This window comes from Streptomyces endocoffeicus (assembly GCF_016741935.1).
Taxonomy (GTDB): domain Bacteria; phylum Actinomycetota; class Actinomycetes; order Streptomycetales; family Streptomycetaceae; genus Streptomyces; species Streptomyces endocoffeicus.
Map to the genome: position 1 here is coordinate 283,046 of NZ_JAERRG010000005.1, position 20,017 is coordinate 303,062.

Here is a 20,017-nt window from a genome sequence, read left to right on the forward strand (position 1 = left end):
CAGGCCGCGCGCCGGGTGACGGAAAGCCGCGCGCCGGGTGACCGGCGGCCATGTGCCGGGTGACCGGCGGCCGCGCCCCGGACGGATGGTGGCCGTGTGCCGGACAACCGGCGACCGCGCGCCGGACAGCGGTGCGGCGTGCCGCGATAGCTGACGATCCGTCAGATCAGCGCTACCGTGCAGTCATGGAGAGCTTCCCGAAGATAATCTCGGTGGACGACCACACGGTTGAGCCCCCTCACGTCTGGCGGGACCGGCTCCCGTCGAAGTACCGCGACAGCGGGCCGCGCATCGTCCGGGCGCCGCTGAAGGAGATGACCTTCATCGGCGGCAAGTTCGCCCCGAAGATGGGCGCGCCCGGGGACGACGGGCCGCTCGCGGACTGGTGGGTGTACGAGGAGCTGCACCGGCCGCTGACCCGGCTGGACACCGCCGTCGGCTACGACCGGGACGAGGTCAAACTGGAGGCCATCACCTACGAGCAGATGCGGCCGGGCTCCTTCTCGGTGCCGGACCGGCTCGCGGACATGGACGTCAACCACGTCCAGTCCGCGCTCTGCTTCCCGACCTTCCCCCGCTTCTGCGGGCAGACCTTCACCGAGGCCCCCGACCGCGAGCTGGGGCTGCTCGGGGTCCGGGCGTATAACGACTGGATGGTGGAGGAGTGGTGCGGCCCCGAGGCCCGGGGCCGGCTGATCCCGCTGATCATCATCCCGCTGTGGGATGCCGAACTGGCCGCCGCCGAGGTGCGGCGGAACGCGGCGCGCGGGGTGCGGGCCGTCTGCTTCTCGGAGATCCCGCCGAACCTGGGGCTCCCGTCGATCCACACCGACGACTGGGACCCCTTCCTCGCCGCCTGCGACGAGACCGGCACGGTCATCGCGATGCACATCGGCTCCTCCTCGAGGATGCCCTCGACCTCCGCGGACGCGCCTCCCGCGGTCGGCTCCACGATCACCTTCGCCAACTGCTGCTTCTCGATGGTCGACTGGCTGATGAGCGGGAAGTTCGAGCGCTTCCCGAACCTGAAGGTGATGTACGCGGAGGGCCAGATCGGCTGGATTCCCTACATCCTCGAGCGCGCCGATGTGGTGTGGGAGGAGAACCGGGGCTGGGGCGGAGTGGCCGACAAGGTGCTGCGCCCGCCGTCCGAGCTGTTCACCGAGCACGTCTACGGCTGCTTCTTCGACGACGCCTTCGGACTGCGCAACCTCGACGCCATCGGGGTCGGCAATGTGCTGTACGAGACCGACTATCCGCACTCGGACTCCACCTGGCCCAAGTCGCGGGAGGTCGGCGAGGCGCAGATGGGGCATCTGGCGCCGGACGTCGTGGAGCGGATCGTGCGCGGCAACGCGATCGAGCTGCTGGGGCTCACGGCGGACGGGCTCTGGGCGGGGGCGCCCGGGGCTTAGCGGGTTGGCCGGGGAGGGGCGTCGGTCCGGCGCCGCCCCGGTCACGGAGGGGCGTCGGTCCCGGCGCCGCCCCGGTCACGGAGGGGCATCCGTCCCTGTGCCGCCCCGGTCACGGAGGAGCAAGAAAGCGGTCACTGCCGGTCAATGACAACCAGTGGACCCTCCGGCAGGCTGTGGGGCATATCGGCCCTCCCCGCCTCCCCACGCCGTCACCCAACCCTTACGACGTGACAGGGGTCATGGGCGGCGCGGAGGGCCGGGTGTCCCTGCGCACCGGGCGTCGCGGGGTAGCGCCCGGCGCGCGGGACACAAGGGCCAGATGGCGGTAGTCGCTGGGCGGCATCCCGTACGCGGCGCGGAAGGCGCGGCTGAAGACCGCGGGGTGGGCGAAGCCCCAGCGGGCGGCGAGTTCATGGATGCGGACCGTGAGCAGGCCGGGGTCGGTGAGGTCGCGCCGGACGCGGTCCAGCCGCTGTTGCCGGATCCACGCGGAGACCGTGGTGTCGCGGGCCCGGAAGATGCGGTGCAGATAGCCGACGGAGATGTGGTGCGCGGCGGCGATGGTGGCCGGTGACAGCTCCGGGTCGGACAGGTTCCGCAGGATGAAGCTCTGCACCCGGAGGGCCAGGGTGTGCCGGTGGGTCTCGGGCGGCAGCGCGTCGTCGGCCTCGACGGCCTGGGCGAGCAGCGCCGCCGCCAGGTCGATCAGCACGGTGCCCAGCCGCGGCCCGTCGGAGGGGCGTAAGGAGCGGTCCGCCGCGAGCCGGGCGAGGAACCCCGTGAGCAGGGCGCCGACCCCTTCGCGCGCCGGGATGGGGTGGGCGAGCAGCCGGTCGATCCGGTCGTGGGGGACCGGGATCAGGGCCTTGGGGATCTCCAGGCCCACGCCCGCCGGAGGGCCGCCGAAGGCCAGGCAGTCGAAGGGCCGTGAGGTGTCGACGACATAGAGGCCCTGCGCCCTGTGCGCGGTCTCCTGGCGGGACTGGGAGACCTGGAGGTTTCCCTCCTGGATGAACGAGAAGTGGTACAGCTCGGGGTCGGACTGCCGGATGAGCTTGGGCGTCCGCCGGAAGTCCATCTCACGGAACTTCGTGGGCCATACGGAGGCGGCGCCGAACTGGAGGATGCGCACCTCGCCCCGGAAGTCCCGGGTGTGGTCGCTGGTCATCTCCATCGGCGCCATGAGCTGTGCCATCTGCTCGCGCCAGAAGTCGAACCGATCCGCTCTGGGCAGATCCTCGCAGCGGAAGACCGTCTCGATCATCACGTGCCCCTCTGTGTGCCCCTCGCCGTGCCCCCTTGCCGTGCCTCCTTGCCGGTGTCCTGTGGTGGCCTCTGGGCGGGGAGGCGGGCGTGGGCCCCGAGGTCCCGAACGTCCGTACGCTAGCAAAGCGTCGCGCGGCGGGACGAGACTGCCGTACCCCTTGTCTGATGGACCGTCAGATACGACCATGTCCGACGTCAGATACGACCATGTCCGACGTCAGATACGACGATGACGGTCCACCGACAAGGAGGCCCGGCATGCGCGTCCTGCCCCGGGGCCGGTTGAGCTACGGCATGCAGCTGCCGATCCAGTCGCAGTCCACCCTCTACGCCGAACCGTGGGAGGCCGGGGCGGGCCCGGCCGAACTGCTCGAGGTCGCCCGCGCCGCCGACCGGCTCGGCTTCGCGTACCTCGCCGTCTGCGACCACGTCGCGATCCCGCGGCGGCTGGCCGCGGCGATGGGCACCGTCTGGTACGACCCGGTGGCCACCCTCGGCTGGCTCGCCGCGGCCACCGAGCGGGTGCGGCTGCTCAGCCATGTGGCGGTCGCCGCGCTGCGCCATCCGCTGCTGACCGCCAAGCAGTACGCCACGCTCGACCACCTCTCCGGCGGCCGGCTGATCCTCGGGGTCGGGGCCGGGCACGTCCGGGAGGAGTTCGAGGCGCTCGGGGTGGACTTCGCCCGGCGCGGGGCGCTGCTGGACGAGACGGTCGACGCGCTGAAGGCGGCGCTGGGGCCGGAGGAGTTCCCCGACTTCCGCGGTGAGCGGTTCGCGTTCGGCGGCCTCGGGCAGGCCCCGCGCCCCGTCCAGACGCCGCGGCCCCCGCTGTGGGTCGGCGGCTCCTCGCCCGCCGCGGTGCGCCGGGCGGCGGTCCGGGGCGACGGCTGGCTGCCGCAGGGCGATCCACGGGACCGGCTGCCGGGCCAGATCGCCCGGCTGCGCGAGCTGCGGAAGGAGGCAGGGATCGACGAGCCCGCCGAGATCGGCGCGATCACCGAGCCGCTGTACGTGGGCGAGCCCGGCTGGGACGTGGGGCGCCGGACCCTGACCGGCGCGCCGGAGCGGCTGGCCGAGAGCCTGCGCGCGTACGCCGCGATGGGGGTGGACCAGATCCAGGTGCGGTTCCGCTGCCGGGACCACACCGAACTGACCGACCAGATGGCGGCCTTCGCCGCCGATGTCGCTCCGCACCTCGATGACCAGGGATGACTAGGGAGATCGGAATGGGCAAGCTGGACGGGCGGGTCGTCATCATCACCGGGGCGGCGCGCGGACAGGGTGAGCAGGAGGCGCGGCTGTTCGCGGCCGAGGGCGCGCGCGTGGTCCTCGGCGACGTACTGGACGAGCCGGGCGAGGCGCTGGCCAAGGAGCTGGGGGAGGGCGCCCGCTTCGTCCATCTGGACGTGGGCCGCGAGGACGACTGGACCGCCGCCGTCGCCGCCGCGAAGGACGCCTTCGGCTCGGTGGACGGCCTGGTCAACAACGCCGGGATCCTCCGCTTCAACGAGCTGGTGGGTACCCCGCTGGCGGAGTACCTGGAGGTGGTCCAGGTCAACCAGGTCGGTACGTTCCTGGGGATGCGGACGGTCGCGCCGGAGCTGGCGGCGGCGGGCGGCGGAACGATCGTGAACACCGCCTCGTACGTCGCCCTGTCCGGGATGCCGCTGCTCACCGCGTACGCCGCGACGAAGGCGGCGGTGGTGGGGATGACGCGGGTGGCCGCGATGGAGCTCGCGGACAAGGGCATCCGGGTCAACGCGATGTGCCCGGGAGCGGTCGACACCCCGATGACCAACCCGGCCCACCTCGACCCGGCCGCCGACTCCGCGGAGGCGACGGCGGCGGTCGACGAGCTCTATCGAAAGCTGGTGCCGTTGGGCCGGATCGGCCGCCCGGAGGAGGTGGCGCGGCTGGCGCTCTTCCTGTCCTCGGAGGACTCCTCGTACGTCACCGGCCAGCCGTTCGTCGTCGACGGCGGCTGGCTGACCGGCGTCTCGGTCTTCTAGTGCGGCCGCCGGGTCCGGCACGGCTCCGGCCCTTGACGGTCCGTGCCCGCGGTGCCAGAGTCAATCAAAATCTGACGGTCCGTCAGATAGACGTTCGTCTGAGGCGGTGAACCTCCATGGAATTCGGACTCTTTGTGCAGGGCTACGTCCCCGAAAGCCGACGCCGAACCGACCCCGAGGCCGAGCATCACGCGCTCGTCGAGGAGACCGAGTACGTCATCCAGGCCGACCGGTCGGGCTTCAAGTACGTATGGGCCTCCGAGCACCACTTCCTGGACGAGTACTCCCACCTCTCCGCGAACGACGTCTTCCTCGGCTATCTCGCCCACGCCACCGAGCGCATCCACCTCGGCTCCGGCATCTTCAACCCGTTGCCGCAGGTCAACCACCCGGTCAAGGTGGCCGAGAAGGTCGCGATGCTCGACCACCTCTCCGGCGGCCGGTTCGAGTTCGGCTCCGGCCGGGGCGCGGGCAGCCACGAGATCCTCGGCTTCCTGCCGGGCGTGACCGACATGAACGCCACCAAGGAGATCTGGGAAGAGACGATCGCCGAGTTCCCCAAGATGTGGCTGCAGGACGAGTACCAGGGCTTCACCGGCAAGCACTGGACGCTGCCGCCGCGCAAGGTGCTGCCCAAGCCGTACGGGGCCGGCCACCCGGCGATGTGGTACGCGGCCGGATCGCCGCCCTCGTACGCGATGGCGGGCAAGAAGGGCCTCGGCGTGCTCGGCTTCTCCATCCAGAAGGTCTCCGACATGGAGTGGGCCCTCGACTCCTACAAGAACGCGGTCAAGGAGGCCGAGCCGGTCGGCGGCTTCGTCAACGACAACGTGATGGTCACCTCGACCGCGATCTGCGCCGAGACCCACGCCAAGGCCGTCGAGGTCGCGGTCGGCGGCGGGCTCAACTACCTGCAGTCGCTGCTCTTCCGCTACCACGACACCTTCCCCCGCCCGGACGGCATCCCGCAGTGGCCCGAACTGCTGCCGGAGTACACCGAGGAGATCATCGAACTCCTCATCGCCGAGGAGCTGATGATCTGCGGCGACCCGGACGAGGTCTTCCGCCAGTGCAAGCGGTGGGAGCAGGCCGGGGCCGACCAGCTGTCGTTCGGGCTGCCGATCGGGATCGGCTACGAGGACACGATGAACACGATCAAGCTCATCGGCGAGCACGTCATCCCGAAGATCGACACCGATCCGGTGCACCGCACGACCCGCTTCCGTCAAGCCGTCACCCAGTAGCCGCACAGGCCGTCACGCGGCGGCCACGGATGCCGGCCGCAGCCGCCAGAAGGGACCTGAACCCGTGCTCGACCACCTGATCAAGGGCGCCACCGTGGCGGACGGCACCGGCGCGCCCTCGTACGTCGCCGACGTCGGCATCCGGGACGGCCGGATCGTGGCCATCGCCGAGCCCGGGGCCGTCGCCGAACCGGCCCGGTCCACCGAGGACGCCACCGGGCTCGTCCTCGCGCCCGGATTCGTCGACCCGCACACCCACTACGACGCCCAGCTGTTCTGGGATCCGTACGCCACCCCCTCCATGAACCACGGCGTGACCACCGTGGCCGGCGGCAACTGCGGTTTCACCCTCGCCCCGCTCAACCCCGACCGGCCCGGCGACGCCGACTACACCCGGCGGATGATGAGCCGGGTCGAGGGCATGTCGCTGGTGGCGCTGGAGCAGGGCGCGCCCTGGAACTGGCACGGCTTCGGCGAGTACCTGGACGCGCTGGAGGGCCGGATCGCCGTCAACGCGGGCTTCATGGTGGGGCACTGCGCACTGCGCCGCCATGTGATGGGCGAGGACGCGATCGGCGGACAGCCCAGCCCCGCGCAGCTGGAGGAGATGCTGCGGCTCTTCCACGAGGCGATGGACGCGGGGGCGTGGGGACTGTCCACCACCCAGTCCTCCACCCACTCGGACGGGGACGGACAGCCGGTCGCCTCCCGTCACGCCCGGCCCGGGGAACTCCTGGCGCTCTCCCGGGCCGTCGGCGACCACGAGGGGACGCAGATCGAGGCGATCGTGGCGGGCTGTCTCGACCAGTTCGCCGACGAGGAGATCGAACTGCTGGTGGACATGAGCGCGGCTGCCGGCCGCCCGCTCAACTGGAACGTGCTGACCATCGACGCGGCCGTCCCCGAGCGGGTGCCGCGCCAGCTCCAGGCCAGCGAACGCGCCCGTAAGGCGGGCGGCAGGATCGTCGCCCTCACGATGCCGATCCTCACCCCCATGAACATGTCGCTCGGCACCTTCTGCGCGCTCAACCTCATCCCGGGCTGGGGCGACATCCTGGGGCTGCCCATCCCGGAACGGATCGCGACCCTCCGCGACCCGGCCGTACGGGAGGAGATGCTGCGCCGCGCCGGCAGCCCCGAGGCCGGGGTCTTCCGGCGGCTCACCCACTTCGGCCGGTACGTTGTCGGCGACACCTACAGCGCGGCCAACGCCGGGCTGACCGGGCGCGTCGTCCGCGACATCGCCGCCGAGCGCGGACAGGAGGCCTTCCACTGCCTGGTGGAGATCTGCGCGGCGGACGAGATGCGTACGGTGCTGTGGCCCATGCCGACCGACAACGACCCGGCCAGCTGGGAACTGCGGCGGCAGACCTGGGAGCACGAGGACGTCATGCTCGGCGGCTCCGACGCCGGGGCCCATCTGGACCGGATGTGCGGCGCCCCGTACACCACCCGCTTCATCGGCGACTGTCTGCGCGGACGGAAGCTGGTCGGCCTGGAGCGGGCGGTACGGATGCTGACGGACGATCCGGCCCGGCTGCTCGGGCTGCGCGAGCGCGGCCGGATCGCCGAGGGCTACCACGCCGACCTGGTCCTCTTCGACCCCGACCGGATCGACGCGGGCCAGGCGCGGCTGGTCCACGACCTGCCCGGCGAGAGCCCCCGGCTGGACTCGCGCGCCATAGGGATCGTGAGCGTCCGGGTGGGCGGCACCGAGACCATCCGGGACGACGAGATCACCGGCGCGGTGCCGGGAAAGGTGCTCCGGTCGGGCCGTGACACGGAGACGGTGAACACGAGGGGCTGAGACGGTGACGCGCGCGGGGGCCGGGCCCGGCGGAGGCGGCGAGCGCAACGACGAAGGCGGCCCCCTCACGGGCCGGGCCGCCCTGGTCACGGGTGGCTCACGGGGCATCGGGCTCGCCGTGGGGGAGGCGCTGGCGGCGGACGGTGCGGCGGTGTGCGTCACGGCGCGGGATCCGAGGGGGCTGGCCGACGCCGTACGCCGCCTCGGCCCGCGCGCCATCGGCTGCCCGGGGGACGTGGCCGACCCGGCCCATCCGGAGGCGGCGGTGGCCCGCGCCCTGGCCGAGTTCGGCCGCCTCGACATCCTGGTCAACAACGCCGCCACCAACGCCCCGCTCGGCCCGCTGATGGCCGTGGACCCGCTCGCCTGGCGCACGGCCTTCACGGTCAACGTGGAGGCCCCGCTGCGGCTGGCCCAGGCGGCCTGGCGGGGCTGGATGCGCGACCACGGCGGGGCGGTCGTCAATATCTGCACCGAGGGCACCCACGGCGTCGGCCCGGACGTCGGCGCCTACGGCACCACCAAGACCGCCCTCCTCCGCCTCACCCGCCAGCTCGCCGCCGAACTGGCCCCCTCCGTCCGCGTCAACGCCGTCTCGCCGGGCCTGGTCCGCACCGAGATGGCCCGCTTCGTCTGGGAGCCCGGCGAACAGGAGATCGCCGCGACGCTCCCGCTGGCCCGCATCGGCGAACCGGAGGACGTGGCGCGCGCGGTCCGCTGGCTGGTCTCGGACGAGGCGTCCTGGATCACCGGCACGGACCTGGTGGTCGACGGCGGCCGCCGCGTCCGCGCGGCACGCCGCACCGGCTGACAGGACACGACACACAGCCCCCTGCTCCTCGACCGGGGGGCGGCTCTGTATCCGCTAGACGAGACGCAACGTAGCGTCTACTCTAGCGTCCATGACACTCACTCACACCCTTGCCGACCCCCGGGTCGAGACCGCCATCAGCCGCATGTTCGAGCTGGCCGAGCAGGACGAGACCGCCCAGACGCGGCTGCCGCCGGGCGCGCTGGAGACGATGGCCCCGCAGGAACTCGCCGACGCCGCGGCCGGGATCTATATGCCGATCTCCGCCGATGGCGGGAAGCTGCTCTACAACCTGGTGCGCGCCATCCGCCCGGCCACGGTGGTCGAGTTCGGCATGTCCTACGGCATCTCCACGCTCCATCTGGCCGCCGCCGTGCGGGACAACGGCACCGGGCGCGTCGTCACCACGGAAATGAGCGAGGAGAAGATCGCCGCGGCCCGCCGCACCTTCACCGAGACCGGTCTTGACGACCTGATCACCGTGCTGGAGGGGGACGCCCGGGAGACCCTCGCCGACCTCGAGGGCCCCCTGGAGCTGGTCCTGCTCGACGGCTGGAAGGACCTCTGCCTGCCCGTGCTGCGGATGCTCGAACCGAGCCTGCGGCCCGGCGCCCTCGTGGTGGCCGACGACATCGACCAGTTCGAGGGCCTCATGCGGCCGTACCTCGACTACGTGCGCGACCCGGCGAACGGCTACCAGAACGTCAGTTTCCCCATCGAGGACGGCATGGAGATCAGCTGCCGCCTCTGAGCGACAGTCCGATGAACCACGGGGCTCGGTGCAATAAGGTTCGCAGCGGAAACGTCGTCCGTTGCCTCGCCTTCCGTCGCGCGCTCCATGACCTGATGTGATTCAGCGTCATACCTGTGCCTCGGACCACCGGACGACGTGGGTGTCGCTGTTGAAAACCTCAGCGGAGCCCGTATGGCGGCGCGTCGAGGGCATCGGCGGCACCCGCCTCGAGAAGTGGACTCATGAGCATGGCCCAGACCGGCACCGGGCATGGCTGGTACGTCGACAGCCGTTGCCTGAACTGCGACATCGCCCGACAGTTCGCCCCCGGCCTCATCGGCTACGTGCCCGGCGGCGACTACGGCGGCCTCTCCACCGTTCTGCGCCAGCCCGAGAACGAGGACGAGGTCCGCCGCCTCTACCTGGCCGCCCACGCCTGTCCGACCCGGTCCGTGCACCCGCCCGCCGACCAGTGGGAGCCCGACTCGGACCCGTACCCCATGCCCCTGGACGAGGCCGGAACCGTCCTCCTGTGCGGCCACGCCTCGGCGAAGACCTATGGCGCCAACTCCTATCTGCTGCGCCGCCCCGGCTCCACCGCGATGATGATCGACACCCCGCGCTGGAGCCCCGCCCTCGCCCGCCGCTACGAGGAGCGGGCCGGGAAGATCACCGATGTGCTGCTCACCCACCTCGACCATGTGGCCCACGGCCGCAAATACGCCGACGCGTTCGGCGCCCGGCTGTGGATCCACGAGGGCGACCTCCACTCCCGCCCCGACGCCGACTCCGTCATCCGTGGCCAGGACCCGGTGGAGATCGGTCCGGGCGTGATCGCCCATCCGTTCCCCGGCCACACGGCGGGCAGCACGGTCTTCGTCGCGGACGACACGTTCTGCTTCAGCGGCGACGCCTTCTTCTGGTCGCGCTCCGAACAGGATCTGGAGGTGGCCGACAGCGTCGTCTACGACTCGATCAAGACCCTGGCCGCATCCGTGGCCCGTGGCGCCGAGGAACTGACCTTCGCATGGGTGCTCCCCGGCCATGGCAGCTTCCACCACCTCCCCGCCGATGAGATGCGGGCACGGATGCGAGCCCTCGCCCGCCGTGCCGCCACCTATCCCGAACAGCCGGTCGACTACGGCAAGGTCCGCTACTGACCGCTCCCCGGGTACGGGGGCGACCCCGTACCCGGACCCTCCTTACCGCTCGCCCAGCCAGATCGGGTTCGTCATCGCCGCCATCGGGCCCGGTATGCCCGATGCCCCGCCGTCCGCCGGGGCGTGGCGGACCTCGGCGCGGACGTACGCCGCGTAGGACGCCGTCGTACGCCATTCGGAGGTGAGCTCGCCGGAGGCGGGGACCGGCGTTCCGTAGAGCTGGCCCTGGTCGGTGATGAACCGCACCGAGCAGCCCGGGCCCACGCCGGAGACCTTCAGCCGGACCGTGATCTCCTCCGCGCCGCCGACCTTCAGGCGCTCGCCGATTCCGGCGTGCTTGCCGCGTCCGCCGACCGCCTCGAAGGTGAGGTCGATCTTCGAGGACTCCGCGATCCAGCTGCGGCCGGCCCGGATGCCGTCCTGGATGGCGGTGCGGGAGAGGTCGTCGGCGAGCACCACCGTCTGGGGCAGGCCCACGACCTGGGGCTCGCGGTGGGCGTCGCTGTGGCCGACGGCGGGCAGCCAGCCGCCGTCGCCACGGGAGGCGGCCACCAGCGTGTTGTCCCACTCGGAGATCGTGACCTCGTCGTCGGGGGTGAAGTCCGCGTTCCACACCTCGACCGCGTCGGCCTCGTTGAAGCCGAACTTCCAGTTGCAGCCGACACAGGTGCCGTGCGGATGGGCCGGGATCACCAGGCCGCCGGCCTGCCGGACCTTGCGGGCGAACTGGCCGAAGCGGTTGTCCCGGGCGCGGTAGCGCCAGTCGATGAAGACGCCGGGGTCGGTGCCGAGGGCGACCACATGACCGTTGCGCGTGGTGATCTCCTCGCCGGTGAGGATCAGCAGGTCATCGCCCCACAGGCCCTCGAACGCGGCATGCGCGGAGGTGGTGTTGTGCTCGGTGGTGGTGATGAAGTCCAGCCCCGCGGCGCGGGCGGCGGCGACCAGCTCGGCCGGGGTGCGCTTGCCGTCGGAGTGCACGGTGTGCAGATGCGAGTCGCCCCGGTACCAGGCGCGGCCCCGGCCCTTCGCGCGCTGCGGCGGGTACACCGGCTTCGGGGTGGTGCCGGGCGCGCCGTACCGCAGTGTGACGGTGACCTTGTAGTCCAGGCCCTGCGGGGCGACCGTGTACGGCCCCAGCACCACATGCCAGGTGCCCGCCTGGACCGGCCCCGCCAGATAGCCGGGGGTGGCCTCCTCGGCGCTGATGGCGAACTCCGTACGGGCCCCGCCGGACCAGCCGCGGAAGCCCCGGCCGCCCAGCTCCGTGCCGCGCTCGTCGAAGATGCCGATATCGCAGGCGTTGCCCTGCGTGCCGGCCGGGACGGTCGGCTTGTCGTACGAGTACGACACGGCGATCTCGCGCACTCCGCGCGGCACCTCGACCGGTACGTAGACGAAGTCGGGCGCGCCGGTGGGCAGATGGCCGCTGAGGGTCTTGGTCTGCTCAGGACCGTCGGCCGTGCCCGCGGCGTCGGCCTGGGTGAAGGTCATGGGATCGAGTGTCAGTACACCCGCCGCGCCCGCAAGCGCGGAGAGTCTGAGTACATCGCGTCGCTGCATGAGGTGCCCCCCAGAGTCGAGAGTGCCGTCCGACACCCGCGTGACACCGTTGTACGCGTGGGTGACACGCGCGGAAAGCCCTGTGGATAACTCCATGGCGGAGAGGGAACGGGCGGCCCCGCCCCGGCCCCGCCGCCCCCGGCCCGGCGATCCGCGCCCCCGCCAAGTCGCGTCCGGGCGAGGGCCGTCGGCGCCCAGTGGGTGTAGCCCGCACGTTCCACCGCGCCGTATTCCCGCCCACGGCCCGCGGCCGCCGTGATCAGACCCACAAAACCGCAGGCCCGGGCCGTCTGGCGGTCTCCCACACCGCTCGTATGCTCGGAGGATGACCACGAGCGCGCAGGGAAACGAACCGGGTGCCCCGACTGGCTCCGCCGCCCCCACAGCCAACGCGATGCGCCGTGCGCTCAAGCGCGCCCGCGACGGCGTGGCCCTGGACACCGCCGAGGCGGCGGTGCTGCTCCAGGCGCGCGGTGACGACCTGCGGGAGCTGACGGCCTCCGCCGCCCGGGTCCGCGACGCGGGCCTGGAGGCGGCGGGCCGGCCCGGGGTCATCACCTACTCCCGCAGCGTCTTCATCCCGCTCACCCGGCTGTGCCGGGACAAGTGTCACTACTGCACCTTCGCGACCGTCCCCGGCAAGCTGCGCCGCGCGGGTCACGGGATGTTCATGTCGCCCGACGAGGTCCTGGCCATCGCCCGCCGGGGCGCCGAAATGGGCTGCAAGGAAGCGCTGATCACGCTCGGCGACCGCCCCGAGGACCGCTGGCCCGAGGCGCGCGAATGGCTGGAGGCCGAGGGGTACGACGACACCATCGCGTACGTACGGGCCATGGCCATCCGCATCCTGGAGGAGACGGGCCTGCTGCCCCACCTCAACCCCGGCGTGCTGACCTGGACCGACTTCCAGCGGCTCAAGCCGGTCGCCCCCTCCATGGGGATGATGCTGGAGACCACCGCCGAGCGGCTGTGGAGCGAGCCCGGCGGCCCCCACTACGGCTCGCCCGACAAGGAGCCGGCGGTACGGCTGCGGGTGCTGGAGGACGCCGGGCGCAGCTCCGTCCCGTTCACCAGCGGGCTGCTGATCGGGATCGGCGAGACGCCTGAGGAGCGGGCGGATTCGCTGTTCGCGCTGCGCCGCGTCTCCCGCTCGTACCACGGCATCCAAGAAGTCATCGTCCAGAACTTCCGCGCCAAGCCGGACACCGCCATGCGCGGGATGCCGGACGCGGAGCTGGACGACCTGGTGGCCACCGTCGCCGTCGCCCGCCACATCCTGGGCCCGTCCGCGTGCATCCAGGCGCCGCCCAACCTGGTGGACGCGGAGTACGAGCGGCTCATCGGGGCCGGTGTCGACGACTGGGGCGGCGTCTCCCCGCTCACCCCGGACCACGTCAACCCCGAGCGCCCCTGGCCCCAGGTGGACGAGCTGGCCGAGCGCTCCGCGGCCGCCGGCTTCCGGCTGCGCGAACGGCTCGCGGTCTACCCCGAGTACGTCCAGCGCGGCGAGCCCTGGCTGGACCCCCGGCTGCTGCCGCACGTCACCGCCCTCGCCGACCCCGGGACCGGCCTGGCCCGCGAGGACGCGATCCCCACCGGGCTGCCCTGGCAGGAGCCCGACGAGGCGTTCAGCGCCTCCGGCCGTACCGATCTGCACCGCGCCATCGACACCGAGGGCCGCACCGGTGACCGCCGTAAGGACTTCGACGAGGTCTACGGCGACTGGGAGGCGCTGCGCGAGGCCGCCGCCCCCGGTATGGTCCCCTCCCGCGTCGACGCCGACGTCAAGGCCGCGCTGGCCCAGGCAGCCGACGACCCGACCCGGCTGACCGACCCCGAGGCGCTGGCCCTGCTCCACGCCGAGGGCCCGGCGCTGGACGCCCTGTGCCGCATCGCCGACGATCTGCGCCGGGCGACCGTGGGCGACGACGTCACCTACATCGTCACCCGGAACATCAACTTCACCAATGTCTGCTACACCGGCTGCCGCTTCTGCGCCTTCGCCCAGCGCCGCACCGACGCCGACGCCTACACCCTCTCCCTGAACCAGGTCGCCGACCGCGCCCAGCAGGCGTGGGACGTGGGCGCGGTGGAGGTCTGCATGCAGGGCGGCATCCACCCGGATCTGCCCGGCACCGCGTACTTCGACATCGCACGCGCCGTCAAGGAGCGCGTGCCCGGGATGCATGTCCACGCCTTCTCCCCGATGGAGGTCGTCAACGGCGCGACCCGTACGGGCATGTCCATCCGCGAATGGCTGACAGCGGCGCGCGAGGCGGGCCTGGACACCATCCCCGGCACGGCCGCCGAGATCCTCGACGACGAGGTGCGCTGGGTCCTCACCAAGGGCAAGCTGCCGACGGCCACCTGGGTCGAGGTCGTCAAAACGGCACATGAGCTGGGCATCCGGTCCTCGTCCACGATGATGTACGGCCATGTGGACCAGCCCCGCCACTGGCTGGCCCATCTGCGGCTGCTCGCCGAGATCCAGCAGGAGACGGGCGGCTTCACCGAATTCGTCACCCTCCCCTTCATCCACACCAACGCCCCCGTCTACCTCGCCGGTATCGCCCGCCCCGGCCCCACCGCCCGCGACAACCGCGCCGTCACGGCCATGGCGCGGATCCTGCTCCACCCCCACATCCCCAACATCCAGACCAGCTGGGTGAAGCTGGGCACGGAGGGCGCCGCCGAGATGCTCCGCTCCGGCGCCAACGACCTGGGCGGCACCCTTATGGAGGAGACCATCTCCCGTATGGCGGGCTCCTCCTACGGCTCCTACCGCTCCATCCAGGACCTGGTGGGCATCGCCGAGCTGGCCGGCCGCCCGGCCCGCGCCCGCACCACCACCTACGGCCCCGTCGCCGAGGACCGCCAGGCCGCCGCCCTCGCCTCGGACGGCCATCTGCCGGAGCTGCTCCCGGTGCTGGGGGACTGACCGTTCCTAAAGACTGAGCGGTAGTGAGTCCTGTTGCCAGGATTCATGCTCAGTCGCGTGCCCCGAACGGTGCTGGGCACTCCCCCAGCTACCGCTGGGAGGTACCCCCTGGTCTCCCGCGTTCGCTCCGCGTCCGGCGCGCATGGATCGTGTCCGTGGTCCGGGGATGCGGGGGCGGGGTTCCTCACGCCTTGGGGCGCCCGGTCGGGCCTGGACGGTCCGATGCCCCACACGATCGCTCTGGTCGTGTGGGGGCGGTGCTGTCCGTCGCCGGATCGGGTGTCCCAGGGCGCGCCTGCCGATCGCCACGGCGGCTGCGTCGTGGCGGGTGGTGGTGCGGTTGGTGCTGGTGAGGGGTTTCTGCCAGTGCTGGGCGCCCCAGCGGCTGGTGTAGGCCGGGTCGACGGCGATGACGGTGATGCCGAGTTCGGCCGCCATGCTCACGAGCCGGGCCCGCAGTCTGCTGACGGGCATGCCGGAGATGAGGTTGCGGAACTTCTTGCGCCTGCCGTGCTTCTCGCGGGTCTTGTCCGCGGTGAAGTCGAGGTCTTCGATCGCGCTTGCGAGGCCGTGGCGTTTGGCCCAGTGCAGCAGGCGGATCAGGGCGTGCCGGACCTGGGCGTCACGGTGTGGGGCGGGGCCGGACAGGTCGAAGCCGAACCGGAGCGGTTCTCCGACGGGGTTGCCGTGTGTGTCCAGGCGCCAGGCTGCGAGGTGGTCGGCGTTGGTGTCGACGCCGATCAGGCCATTCGTGCGGGCCGCGGCCAGGGGCACGGTCGTCACCGCAGCATTCGTCCACGACGCGGTGAGGTACCAGCGCCCGCGGGAGGTGTCTTCGTGGATGCGGTAGGCGATGGCCCGGTTGGCGGTGACCCGGTCGCGCCACTGCTCACCCCGGTGCGCGAACGCCACCCGCGCGGCGAGCACGTACCGGCCGCGCGGGGCGTTGGCCAGATGCGCCAGCGGGGCGGGCAGTTTGATCGAGACCTCGCCGTCGGGGGTGACGCGGATGGTCTCGTTGCCGAACCGCTTCCCGGACTCGCCATCGGCCTCAAGGAACCGGCGCACGGCCTGCCACCGCGTGCGCCACTGCTCCTCGGTGAGCCCGGCGGCCCGCAGGTGGTGGCGGGTGTTCAGCAGCCCCTTCCCGCCCCGCACCACACGGACGACTCCGGCCTCACGATCGGCCCGCGCCGCCTGAAGCCGGTCTTCGAGCACGTGCAGGCGGCGGGCCTTCGCATGCCACTCCTGCCTGCTGCGGTAGCCGCCCGGGCCCCGCTTGCCGCCCTTCTCCCCGATCGGCAGGGACAGCCGGTGCGCGATCGTGCGCACACCCGCTTCCAGACTCTGGATGTGCGCGAGCTGCCCGCGCCTGGCCAGCGCCCACTGATCATGGGTGGCCTTCGTGATCGACCCCGCCCAGCGGGAGGAGGACTCTGTCGTCAGGGCACGTTTGCGCTCGGCCCACCGTTCGCTGTCATGGTCCGGCCCGGCCGCGCACCGGGCTTTCAGATCCCGGGAGGCGAGCGTGCCCAGATGGTCACCGATCAGACGAAGAACCTTCTCATCCTCCACACTCAGGTGCTTGAGCCGGTCTCGGACCGCGACCCCGGACGGGCCAAGGGCGACGAACGGTGCCGCCACCTCCCGTAGCCCGCCCATCCCCTCACCCCGCCCCCGCGCTGGCCGACAATCCCCTCACCACGCTCAACGACCATCACTGACAAAGGTCACACATTCGACCAAGGAAACTTCGTTCTCGCTCAGAGGGTCGCACGTGCCGCAGCCCGAACACTCACTCATGTGCGCCAGAACACGCCTGTGCGCAGGCAATCGCCAGCAGTTCACAACCCCGGCGCACGGTTCGCGGGCGCGCCGCGCGGATAGTTGCGGGCGCGCCACGCGGATACTTCGGGGCGAGACGCTCCTGGAGGAGCATGGCGACCAGTGGGACCCCCAGGCCGGAGTGGCCGCTCCGATCATCAGCAGGGCCGCCCTCGGGGACGGGGCCGGGGCGGAGCGCTTCATGGCGGAGCTGACCGCCACCCGGCCGTACTGGGAGATCGTCGACGACGTCGTACGCGCCCTGGACGACCTCGCCGAGTGCCCCGGGGCCGACCCCACTCTGCTCGCCGCCCTCCGCACGCCGCTCGTCGGGCTCCGGGCGAGCCTGGAACACGGCCGGACGGCGCTCGGATAAGGGCTTTCGGTACGCGGCCGACATTCGGTGAGGGAATTCGCATTCTCGGAATGCGACGGTCCGTCGTCTTCTCCGTGATGACGCCTTCACAATCCGCGGCGGCCGGGAGGCGATCATTAGGTGTCCATTACAGTTCGAAGGCAGTTCAGGGCCATTCACGCAGCGAAGAAAAGAGGCATAGGTCGTGACCGCAACCGCCAGCGCAGCGACCGGCGTATGGGGCCGCGCCGAACAGCAGGACTTCCGCAGCCGGGTGCGCGGCTGTCTGCTCGGCGGGGCCATCGGGGACGCGCTGGGGGCGGCCGTGGAGTTCGCCTCCCTGGACGAGATCAGGGCGGCACACGGACCCGAGGGCGTGACGGACTTCCTGCCCGCCTATGGCGGCCGCGGACGGGTCACCGACGACACCCAGATGACGCTGTTCACCGTGGACGGACTGATACGGGCGCAGGTGCGCCGCGACACCGGGGCCTGGCACCCGCCCACCGACATCCACTCCGCCCACCGCCGCTGGTACTCCACCCAGCGCGACTGGGGCCCCGATGAGCGCCGTAAGGACGCCGGCTGGCTGGCCCGGGAGGAGTGGCTGTACGCCCAGCGGTCCCCGGGCCGGGCCTGTATCACCGGGCTCGCCGACGAGACCATGGGCACCCTGGAGCGGCCCAAGAACCCCGACTCCAAGGGATGCGGCGCCGTGATGCGCTCCGCGCCCTTCGGGCTGCTGGTGGGCTGGGAGCCGCAGCTGGTCTTCCAGCTGGCCATCGAGTGCGCGGCCCAGACCCACGGCCACCCCACCGGCTATCTCTCGGCCGGTGCCTTCGCCCTGATCGTGCACGGCCTGGCGCGCGGCGAGGCGCTGGACGGAGCCGTCCAGCGCGCCCTCGCCCATCTGGCCACCCGCCCCGGCCACGAGGAGACCACGAACGCGCTGCGGCACGCCCTCGGCGCCGTGCGGCAGGGCCTGCCGACCCCGGACCGCGTCGCCTCGCTCGGCGAGGGCTGGACCGGTGAGGAGGCCCTGGCGATGGGCCTGTACTGCGCGCTGGTCGCCGAGGACGTCCGCCATGGGCTGCTGCTCGCTGTCAACCACGGCGGGGACAGCGACTCCACGGCGGCCATCTGCGGCAATCTGCTGGGCGCGCTGCACGGCGAGACGGCGCTGCCGCCCGCCTGGCTGGCGGAGGTCGAGGGGCGCGGCACGATCCTGGAACTGGCCGACGACTTCGCCATGGAGATGACCCAGGGCCCGGCCCTGCACGGCCCCGGCAGTTCCTCCCCGGCCTGGCTCACCCGCTACCCGCGCGCGTAGGTCCGCTCCGGCCGCCGCCGCGCCGCCCCCGTCCGCTGCCGCCCCAGGGTCCCGATCCCCTCCCAGGGACGCCATGGACTCCTTACGGCGCGCACGGTCAGATACGCGGCCACGCCCAGGAAGGCGACGCCGATCAGCGGATAGACGGCGGTGAGCAGCATCTGGGCCGGGTTCTGGTGGAGCTCCACCCGGGCCGGTCGGCTGTGGGGCGCGTACCAGACCATGAAGGAGCAGAACAGCAGCCCGGTCCCCACCGTCCAGGCCGTCCACCCCGCCGTGCGCCGCCGCACCGCCTCCACCGCGAGCAGCAGGACCATCGGGACGGCCCACACCCAGTGGTGCGACCAGGAGACCGGGCTGACCATGAGGGCGGTCACCGCGCAGGTGAGGGCGGCCCAGGCGCGGGCGTTCGGCAGCCGGCGGTCGTCGGTCAGCTGGGCGGCCACCGCCGTGGCCAGGCCCACACAGCCGATCAGCGCGGCCGCCGCGAGCCACCACATGCCCGGGTCGGGGGTGTGCAGCACACGGGCGAGGGCGCCCTTGAGGTTCTGGTTGCCCGCGCCCTCGACATCGCCGGGGCGGTCGGTGGCGAAGACGACCTCGGTCCAGAAGCGCCGGGAGTCATGCGGCAGCGCCAGGGCCGAGAACGCGACCGTAAGGACGAAGGCGGCGGTCGCGACGGCCGCACGCCGCAGATGGTCGTTCAGGAAGCGCCGTGGCGGCGGACCGCTTCCGGACCCGGTGCGCCCGCGGGCCGCCCCGGCCGACCGCAGCCGCCGGAGGCTGAGGAAGAGTCCGGCCAGCCCGAGCAAGACCACGAAGAGCCCCGGGGTGAGCTTGATCCCGGTGGCGATGCCCGTCCCGACCCCCGCCCAGCGGTGGCCCGCCCGGCGGGTCAGATCCCACAGCACCAGCGCCGTGACCAGCAGATTGATCTGCCCGTAGCGCAGGGTCGTCCACACCGGCTCACACCACACCCCGACGGCGGCCAGGGCCAGGACGGCGGCCGGTCGCGGCACCCGCGCGGGCAGTCGGATCAGCCGCAGCGACAGATGGGCCACGGCGACCATCAGGACGAGATTGACGGCCGTCCCGAAGGTCCGCAGGACGCCCGTGCTCATCACGGTCAGCGGGGTGAAGAGCAGCGCCGCGAACGGCGGATAGGTATTGGGGAGACTGTGCTCAGTCGCCCGCATGTCATACAGATCCATCGCATTGCGTACGGTCCATCCCTCGGCCCGGTAGACCAGCAGGTCGACCATCGACACCTGGGCGGCCCGCTGAGCGATCCAGAACCCGGTGAAGGAGAGCAGACAGAAGACCGCCGCGCACAGGACCGGTCGGCGCAGTACGAGGGCGCGGGCCCGGTGGATCCGGGAGTCGGTGATCGTCTGGGTGGCGGTCACGTGGGGCTCCAGAGGTCCCTGAGGACGGCGGCTCGGTGGGGGCGGGGCGAGTCGGGTCCGGGTGGTGCGGTCGGTGCGGGTGGTGGGGTCGGTGGCCGGCGGACTCGGACGGCCGACCACAGTACGTTCCGGATGAGAACCGCAGATGAGCAAAAG

15 protein-coding genes are annotated in these 20,017 nt (G+C 71.9%); 11 read left to right on the forward strand and 4 right to left on the reverse strand.

Annotated elements, in window-relative coordinates:
- Positions 1–185: 185 nt before the first annotated feature.
- On the forward strand, positions 186–1,415 hold the full coding sequence (locus tag JK364_RS16155) for an amidohydrolase family protein (RefSeq protein ID WP_201851763.1): 1,230 nt from the start codon (positions 186–188) through the stop codon (positions 1,413–1,415).
- A gap of 220 nt (positions 1,416–1,635) precedes the next feature.
- Here JK364_RS16155 and JK364_RS16160 read toward each other — a convergent pair whose 3' ends face one another.
- On the reverse strand, positions 1,636–2,679 hold the full coding sequence (locus tag JK364_RS16160; RefSeq protein ID WP_201851764.1) for an AraC family transcriptional regulator: 1,044 nt from the start codon (positions 2,677–2,679) through the stop codon (positions 1,636–1,638).
- A 260-nt stretch (positions 2,680–2,939) separates the two neighbouring features.
- On the opposite strand from JK364_RS16160, the gene JK364_RS16165 reads away from it, so the two are divergent.
- From JK364_RS16165 to JK364_RS16195, 7 genes are all read left to right on the forward strand, one after another.
- Positions 2,940–3,893, forward strand: a complete 954-nt coding sequence (locus JK364_RS16165; protein WP_201851765.1) for an LLM class F420-dependent oxidoreductase — start codon at positions 2,940–2,942, stop codon at positions 3,891–3,893.
- Between the two features lie 14 nt (positions 3,894–3,907).
- Positions 3,908–4,690, forward strand: a complete 783-nt coding sequence (locus JK364_RS16170) for an SDR family NAD(P)-dependent oxidoreductase (RefSeq protein WP_201851766.1) — start codon at positions 3,908–3,910, stop codon at positions 4,688–4,690.
- Positions 4,691–4,806: 116 nt separating this feature from the next.
- Positions 4,807–5,934, forward strand: a complete 1,128-nt coding sequence (locus JK364_RS16175; protein WP_201851767.1) for an LLM class flavin-dependent oxidoreductase — start codon at positions 4,807–4,809, stop codon at positions 5,932–5,934.
- A 64-nt stretch (positions 5,935–5,998) separates the two neighbouring features.
- Positions 5,999–7,741: an N-acyl-D-amino-acid deacylase family protein gene (locus JK364_RS16180; protein ID WP_201851768.1), complete on the forward strand. Its 1,743-nt coding sequence runs from the start codon at positions 5,999–6,001 to the stop codon at positions 7,739–7,741.
- A 4-nt stretch (positions 7,742–7,745) separates the two neighbouring features.
- Positions 7,746–8,552 carry an SDR family oxidoreductase gene (locus tag JK364_RS16185; RefSeq protein WP_201851769.1) on the forward strand — a complete coding sequence of 269 codons (807 nt, stop codon included), beginning with the start codon at positions 7,746–7,748 and terminating at the stop codon, positions 8,550–8,552.
- Between the two features lie 91 nt (positions 8,553–8,643).
- The gene (locus JK364_RS16190; protein WP_201851770.1) at positions 8,644–9,303 is read left to right on the forward strand and encodes an O-methyltransferase; all 660 of its coding nucleotides are present in this window, start codon (positions 8,644–8,646) and stop codon (positions 9,301–9,303) included.
- Between the two features lie 230 nt (positions 9,304–9,533).
- The gene (locus JK364_RS16195; protein WP_201851898.1) at positions 9,534–10,445 is read left to right on the forward strand and encodes an MBL fold metallo-hydrolase; all 912 of its coding nucleotides are present in this window, start codon (positions 9,534–9,536) and stop codon (positions 10,443–10,445) included.
- 42 nt (positions 10,446–10,487) lie between these two features.
- Here the strand turns inward: JK364_RS16195 and JK364_RS16200 are convergent, their stop codons facing one another.
- On the reverse strand, positions 10,488–12,008 hold the full coding sequence (locus tag JK364_RS16200; RefSeq protein WP_201851771.1) for a CehA/McbA family metallohydrolase: 1,521 nt from the start codon (positions 12,006–12,008) through the stop codon (positions 10,488–10,490).
- A 325-nt stretch (positions 12,009–12,333) separates the two neighbouring features.
- On the opposite strand from JK364_RS16200, the gene JK364_RS16205 reads away from it, so the two are divergent.
- Complete coding sequence (locus JK364_RS16205) at positions 12,334–14,946, forward strand: bifunctional FO biosynthesis protein CofGH (RefSeq protein WP_201851772.1); 2,613 nt, start codon at positions 12,334–12,336, stop codon at positions 14,944–14,946.
- Positions 14,947–14,952: 6 nt separating this feature from the next.
- Here the strand turns inward: JK364_RS16205 and JK364_RS16210 are convergent, their stop codons facing one another.
- Positions 14,953–16,608: a transposase gene (locus JK364_RS16210; protein WP_201851773.1), complete on the reverse strand. Its 1,656-nt coding sequence runs from the start codon at positions 16,606–16,608 to the stop codon at positions 14,953–14,955.
- Between the two features lie 304 nt (positions 16,609–16,912).
- Here JK364_RS16210 and JK364_RS16215 point away from each other — a divergent pair, with 304 nt between their 5' ends.
- Complete coding sequence (locus JK364_RS16215) at positions 16,913–17,146, forward strand: hypothetical protein (protein WP_201851774.1); 234 nt, start codon at positions 16,913–16,915, stop codon at positions 17,144–17,146.
- Positions 17,147–17,330: 184 nt separating this feature from the next.
- Entirely contained in the window at positions 17,331–18,455 is a 1,125-nt protein-coding gene (locus JK364_RS16220) for an ADP-ribosylglycohydrolase family protein (protein WP_201851775.1), read from the forward strand.
- Here JK364_RS16220 and JK364_RS16225 read toward each other — a convergent pair.
- On the reverse strand, positions 18,440–19,861 hold the full coding sequence (locus tag JK364_RS16225; protein WP_201851776.1) for a glycosyltransferase 87 family protein: 1,422 nt from the start codon (positions 19,859–19,861) through the stop codon (positions 18,440–18,442). The two genes, JK364_RS16220 and JK364_RS16225, sit on opposite strands and share 16 nt — an antisense overlap.
- Between the last annotated feature and the right edge of the window lie 156 nt (positions 19,862–20,017).